The sequence below is a fragment of the Micromonospora sp. NPDC049799 genome (genome assembly GCF_040656655.1).
Lineage (GTDB): Bacteria > Actinomycetota > Actinomycetes > Mycobacteriales > Micromonosporaceae > Micromonospora.
The window spans coordinates 1-4,409 of the sequence record NZ_JBFAMU010000407.1 but is presented as its reverse complement, the minus strand read 5'-3'; the positions used below and the strand labels follow the sequence as shown (position 1 = coordinate 4,409).

Annotated in this window: 5 protein-coding genes and 1 riboswitch; of the genes, 1 reads left to right on the top strand and 4 read right to left on the bottom strand. The window is 73.3% G+C overall.

What is annotated here, in order from left to right:
* Positions 1-53 precede the first annotated feature (53 nt).
* Positions 54-860 carry an SDR family NAD(P)-dependent oxidoreductase gene (locus AB0I76_RS23290; protein WP_357039135.1) on the bottom strand — a complete coding sequence of 269 codons (807 nt, stop codon included), beginning with the start codon at positions 858-860 and terminating at the stop codon, positions 54-56.
* A gap of 132 nt (positions 861-992) precedes the next feature.
* Positions 993-1,083: riboswitch (ZMP/ZTP riboswitch) on the top strand.
* Between the two features lie 18 nt (positions 1,084-1,101).
* Between AB0I76_RS23290 and AB0I76_RS23285 the strand changes: the two genes are divergently transcribed.
* The gene (locus AB0I76_RS23285; protein WP_357039132.1) at positions 1,102-2,538 is read left to right on the top strand and encodes a glycine hydroxymethyltransferase; all 1,437 of its coding nucleotides are present in this window, start codon (positions 1,102-1,104) and stop codon (positions 2,536-2,538) included.
* A 43-nt stretch (positions 2,539-2,581) separates the two neighbouring features.
* Here the strand turns inward: AB0I76_RS23285 and AB0I76_RS23280 are convergent, their stop codons facing one another.
* The 3 genes from AB0I76_RS23280 to AB0I76_RS23270 all read right to left on the bottom strand — a co-directional run.
* Positions 2,582-2,842: a hypothetical protein gene (locus AB0I76_RS23280; protein ID WP_357039129.1), complete on the bottom strand. Its 261-nt coding sequence runs from the start codon at positions 2,840-2,842 to the stop codon at positions 2,582-2,584.
* 38 nt (positions 2,843-2,880) lie between these two features.
* On the bottom strand, positions 2,881-4,200 hold the full coding sequence (locus AB0I76_RS23275) for a PLP-dependent aminotransferase family protein (RefSeq protein WP_357039126.1): 1,320 nt from the start codon (positions 4,198-4,200) through the stop codon (positions 2,881-2,883).
* A gap of 3 nt (positions 4,201-4,203) precedes the next feature.
* The coding region (locus AB0I76_RS23270) for an alpha-hydroxy-acid oxidizing protein (protein WP_357039122.1) at positions 4,204-4,409 on the bottom strand (206 nt) is incomplete at its 5' end.

The window sequence follows — 4,409 nt, the reverse complement described above, 5'->3', positions numbered from 1 at the left end:
CGTGACGGGCGTGGCGCGGCACGCGGGCGCGGCGGGGCGGGCGGGTGGGTGGGTCAGGAGGCGGAGCCCGGTTCGGCCATCCTGCGGTGCTGCTCGGCCTTCAACCTGTCCGGGACGATCTTGCCGGCGGCGGTCTGGACCTTGTTCATCAGCGAGCCCGCGGTGACCGTCTGGTCGCCCTTCATGAGCGCCTTGAAGCCCTGCTCGGCGACCGTACGCGGGGCGTCCTTCCGCCCGGCGCCGACGCGGGTGTCCTCCATGTCGGCCCGCGCGAAGAACTCGGTGTCCGTCGGCCCGGGCATCAGCGAGGTCACCGTGACGCCGGTCGCCTTCAGCTCGTTGCGCAGCGCCTCGGCGAAGGACTGGACGAACGACTTCGAGGCGTTGTAGACCGCCTGGAACGGGCCGGGCATCGTCGAGGCTATCGAGGAGGTGAACAGCACCCGCCCCGCGCCGCGTTCCACCATCGCCGGCAGCAGGAGCTTCGCCAGGTGCACCGTCGAGCGCACGTTCAGGTCGATGACGGTCAGCTCGTCGGCCAGGTCGGTGCCGCCGACGAAGTCGCCACCGGCACCCCGCCCGGCATTGAGGGCCAGCGCGTCGACCGGCCGGCCGGTCGCCCGTACGGACATCACCAGTTCCTCGACGCCCTCGGGCCGGGCCAGGTCCACCCGGACCGGCTGGACCCGCGGACCGCCGTCGCGGCGCAGCTTCTCCGCCGCCGGGGTGATGCCGTCGTCCTCGGCGGCGATCACCAGGTCGTAGCCGTGCTCGGCGAACTGCGCCGCCAGCTCGTACCCGATCCCGCTGGACGCGCCGGTCACCACGGCCAGCGGCCGGTCGTTGCTCTGTGTGGTCATCGTCGGAGTCACTCCCCTCGTCTTCGGCGGACCGGCCGCCGCGCCGCGACCGGCTCCGCAGGAAGCAGTGCCCCGGGGGCGGCCACTCAACCCCCGGCGGCGCGGCGACCTCGGGCCGACCCGGTAGGATCACCGGCGGGCCGTGACTGGCGCATTGGAGATGGAGAACCATCGGGGAGCGGCCCCGTCATGAGGACGCATGCCGAGCGCCTGGGCCTTCCGCACGTCACCAGGAGGTCGCATGTCGCCGAACGCCGAATCCACCGCCTTCCGCAGTGCCCTCGAGGTGATCCGCGCCGTCGAGCCGCGGGTGGCCGACGCCATCGGCGCGGAGCTGACCGACCAGCGCGAGTCGCTCAAGCTCATCGCCAGCGAGAACTACGCCTCCCCCGCCACCCTGCTGGCCATGGGCAACTGGTTCAGCGACAAGTACGCCGAGGGCACCGTCGGTCGCCGGTTCTACGCCGGCTGCCAGAACGTGGACACCGTCGAGGCGCTCGCCGCCGAGCACGCCCGGGAGCTGTTCGGCGCCGCGCACGCGTACGTGCAGCCGCACTCTGGCATCGACGCCAACCTGGTCGCCTTCTGGGCGATCCTCGCCGACCGGGTGGAGGCGCCGGCGCTGAAGCGGGCGCAGGCGAAGCACGTCAACGACCTCACCGAGGCGGACTGGTTCACGCTGCGCCGGGAGCTGGGCGACCAGCGGATGCTCGGCATGTCGCTGGACGCGGGCGGCCACCTCACCCACGGCTTCCGACCGAACATCTCCGGCAAGATGTTCGACCAGCGCAGCTACGGCACCGACCCGGCGACCGGGCTGGTCGACTACGACAAGGTCGCCGCGGCGGCCCGCGAGTTCAAGCCGCTGATCCTGGTCGCCGGCTACTCGGCGTACCCCCGGAAGGTCAACTTCCGGATCATGCGGGAGATCGCCGACTCGGTGGGCGCGACCTTCATGGTCGACATGGCGCACTTCGCCGGCCTGGTCGCGGGCAAGGTCTTCACCGGCGACTTCGACCCGGTGCCGCACGCGCACATCGTCACCACGACCACGCACAAGTCGCTGCGCGGCCCGCGCGGCGGCATGGTGCTCTGCGGCCCCGAGCTGGCCGACCAGGTGGACCGGGGCTGCCCGATGGTGCTCGGCGGCCCGCTGCCGCACGTGATGGCCGCCAAGGCGGTCGCGCTCGCCGAGGCCCGCCGCCCCGACTTCGCCGACTACGCGCAGGCGATCGTCGCCAACGCCCAGGCTCTCGCCGAGGGGCTGGCCCGCCGGGGCGCGACGCTGGTCACCGGGGGCACCGACAACCACCTGGTGCTCATCGACGTGACCTCGTACGGCCTCACCGGCCGGCAGGCCGAGCAGGCGCTGCTCGACTCGGGCATCGTCACCAACCGCAACGCGGTCCCGCAGGACCCGAACGGGGCCTGGTACACGTCCGGCATCCGGATCGGCACCCCGGCGCTGACCACCCGGGGTCTGGGCACCGCGGAGATGGACGTCACCGCGGAGCTGATCCACACCGTGCTGAGCCAGACGGCGGCCGGCGCGAACGCCGACGGCACCCCGTCCAAGGCCAAGTACGCGCTGGACCCGGCGGTGGCCGACAAGGTGAGCCGGCAGGCCGGCGAGCTGCTGACCGGCTTCCCGCTCTACCCGGCCGTCGACCTGGGCTGACACCGGTTCCCGCCGGCCCGTGACCCGGGCCGGCGGGAACCGCTCAGGCGAGGGGGCGCTTCAGGTGGTAGCGGTGCACCTCCGTGCTGCCCTGGACGTTGTTGACGTCCTCGCCGGCGGAGACCAGTTCCCAGCCCTCCCGGCCGGCCCGGTTCAGGTGCGCGATCGCGGTGTCGCCGTACGCGGTGACGTCGGTGCGGGACCCGTCCGGCGCGTACCAGACGAAGCTGACGGTGAAATTGCGGCCCTGCCCCTGATAGCGGCGGACCAGCAGCGCGTACTCCCAGGCGATCATGCGCTCCATTATGGGTGTCCACAACCGACGGTGGTGAACGCGGTGTGTCAGCCCACCGGCGCTCCCGCCCCACGGCGGGCGAGTTCGTCGGTGACCAGGGCGGCGAGCCGGTCCAGGCCGACGTCGATCTCCTCCGGGGTGACCGCGCTGATGGACAGGCGCAGCGCGTCGACCGGTGCGCCGTCGTCGTAGAAGTGCGCCATCGGTGTCCACAGCACCCCGTACTCGCGGGCCGAGCGGTGCAGCAGCGCGTCGTCGACGGCGAAGGGCACCGTGACGACGACGAAGAAGCCGCCGGCCGGGACGTTCCACCGCACGGGTGACGGATCGCCGAACCGCCGGGCCAGGCCGGCGACGAGGTGGCGCAGGTTCCGGGCGTACGCGGCCCGCTCCCGGACGGTCGCGGCGACCAGGCTGCACCCGTGCTCCAGCAGCGCGCCGCCGACCACCGCCTGGGCGAGCGCCGAGGTGTTCACCGTGACCATGCTCTTGATCTTCGCGAGCTGGTCGGCGAGCAGCCCGACGGTGCCGTCGGAGCCGGCGACCCGCTGGTCGGCCACCACGTAGCCGACGCGGGCGCCGGGCAGCACCGTCTTGGCGAACGAGCCGAGGTAGACCACCCGGCGGGCGGTGTCCAGCGCCTTGAGGGTGGGCGGCCGGTCGCCGTCACCGGCCGGGAAGAGGCCGTACGGGTTGTCCTCGACCAGCAGCAGGTCCTGCTCGGCGGCCAGGTCGAGCAGCCGCCGCCGGTCGGCCACGCTGATGCTCGCCCCGGACGGGTTGGCGAAGTCCGGCATCAGGTAGCAGGCGCGCGGGCGCAGGCCCCCGGCCCGCGCCGCCCGGACCTGGGCGCGCAGGTCGGCCAGGTCCACCCCGGTCGGGCCACCGGCCACCGGCCACACCGGCAGGTCCAGCAGGCGGGCCGCGCCGGTGAGCCCCACGTACGTGGGTGCGACGGCGAGCAGCACGTCCCGCGGGGAGGACCGCAGCGCCCGCAGCACCAGGAACATGGCCTCCTGGCAGCCGACGGTCACCACGACCGCCTCCTCGTCGACCGTGATCCCCTCGTCGACGGCGAGGTTGCGGGCGACCAGGTGGTGCACGATGCCCTTGGTGCGGCCGTACTGGAACAGCGTCCGGTGCACCTGCGCCGGGCTCTGCCCGAGGTCGTCGGCGAGGTGCCGCCGGAAGCGATCCAGGTGCCGGTGCAGGGCGTCGACGTCGAAGAACTCCTCGTACGGGCGTCCGGCGGCCAGCGACACCGCGTCCGGGTAGTGCTGGGCCACCTCGTTGAGGAAGTTCATCGAGTTCAGTGCCGGGTCGTCCACCGCCGGATGCAGGTCGGCCACGTGCAGGTCGGGCGTCACTCGTCAGTCCACCCGGATCGTGCGCAGCTCGCGGGCGGCGGCCGGGTCGGCGCAGCCGGCGAGGGTGAGCGCGTCGGAGAACTCGCCCGCGAGCAGCGCCAGCGCGGTCTGCGCACCGACCTGGCCGCCGGCGGCCAGCGCCCACAGCATCGGGGGGAACGCTCCGTCCGGCAGGCCCGTCGGCGCCGTCGCGTCGACGGCCACCGGGC

What these genes read in the sequence shown, in the direction of transcription:
- AB0I76_RS23290 (WP_357039135.1), bottom strand. Translation starts at nt 860, where the DNA reads ATGACCACACAGAGCAACGACCGGCCGCTGGCCGTGGTGACCGGCGCG.
- AB0I76_RS23285 (WP_357039132.1), top strand. Translation starts at nt 1,102, where the DNA reads ATGTCGCCGAACGCCGAATCCACCGCCTTCCGCAGTGCCCTCGAGGTG.
- AB0I76_RS23280 (WP_357039129.1), bottom strand. Translation starts at nt 2,842, where the DNA reads ATGGAGCGCATGATCGCCTGGGAGTACGCGCTGCTGGTCCGCCGCTAT.